General features: G+C 72.6%; 1 protein-coding gene and 1 pseudogene. Both read right to left on the minus strand.

Annotated elements, in window-relative coordinates:
• Window positions 1-426, minus strand: a 426-nt coding sequence (locus D183_RS0116525) for a GHMP family kinase ATP-binding protein (protein ID WP_017909977.1), incomplete at its 3' end; no start/stop codon positions are given.
• A 5-nt stretch (window positions 427-431) separates the two neighbouring features.
• A pseudogene (locus D183_RS0116530) lies at window positions 432-1,319 on the minus strand (bifunctional aspartate kinase/homoserine dehydrogenase I); the annotation flags it as partial.

A 1,319-nucleotide genomic window follows, 5' to 3' on the forward strand; every position in this document is an offset into this window, starting at 1 on the left:
ATCCAGCGCGTAGCCATACAGTCCATCGCGCGACAGCGGCGCGGCAAGCAAGGCATTGGCCGCCACCAGCGCGGCCACGCACGAGGCGGCCGAGCCGCCCATGCCGGAGCTGAGCGGGATGCCCTTGTCGATCTCCAGTTCGAAACCGAACGGCAGCGCCAACGCCTCGCGCAGCGACATCAACGCGGCACCGGCGGTGTTGCGTGCGGCCTCCAATGGCAAGGCCACGGTGGTGCCACGGATCGCGGCGATGCGCACCTCCGGCGCGTCGATGCGGCGCACCGTCACCGTGTCGCCGACACCCTCCACCGCATAGCCGAGCAGGTCGAAGCCCACCGCGACGTTGGCCACCGAGGCCGGCGCGAACGCGCGCGCCTGCGTCGGCAGCGCGGCCGTGCCCACGGCGCTCGCTGCCAGCGTCTGCATCCGGCTCACAGGCGCGCGCCCTCGCCCGCCGCGACCCGCAGCAGGTCGGCGAACACACCGGCGGCGGTCACTTCCGGGCCGGCGCCCGGCCCCTGCACCACCAGCGGATTGTTGCAGTAGCGGCGGGTAGTGAACTGCACCACGTTGTCGGTCAGGCGCAGGTTGGCGAAGGCATGGTCGGCCGGCAGCTCCACCAGGCCCACGCTGGGTGCATGGCCCGGCGCCAGCCGCGCCACGTAACGCAGCACGCAGCCGCGCGCCCTGGCCGCCTGCAGGCGCTGCGCGAACACCGCATCGACCTCGTGCAGGCGCGCCATGAAATCGTCCACGCTGGCCTGGCGCAACGCTTCCGGCACCAGGCTTTCCACCGCCACGTCCTCCAGGCTCAGCTCGTGCCCGGCCTCGCGCGCCAGGATCACCAGCTTGCGCGCCACGTCGGTGCCGGACAGGTCGTCGCGCGGGTCCGGTTCGGTATAGCCCATACCGCGCGCCTCGGCCACCAGTTGCGCGAACGGCACGCTGCCGTCGTACTTGTTGAACAGCCAGGCCAGGGTGCCGGAGAAGATGCCTTCGATCGCGGTGACCGCGTCGCCGGTATCGACCAGGTCGCGCAAGGTGGTGATCACCGGCAGGCCGGCACCGACCGTGGCTTCGTAGCGGAAGCGCGCGCCGCTGGCGGCGGCCGCGGCGCGGATGGCGTGGAAGCGCGGCAGCGGCCCGGCACCGGCCTGTTTGTTCGGGGTCACCACGTGGATGCCGGCGGCCAGCCAGCCGGCGTAGCGGTCGGCGACGTCGGCGCTGCCGCTGCAGTCGATGATCACCGCATGCGGCAGATGCGCCGACAGCAGGTGCGCGGTGAACGCGTCCAGGTCGGTCGGCTGCTGGCCGGCGGC

This window comes from Xanthomonas sp. SHU 199, assembly GCF_000364665.1.
Lineage (GTDB): Bacteria > Pseudomonadota > Gammaproteobacteria > Xanthomonadales > Xanthomonadaceae > Xanthomonas_A > Xanthomonas_A sontii.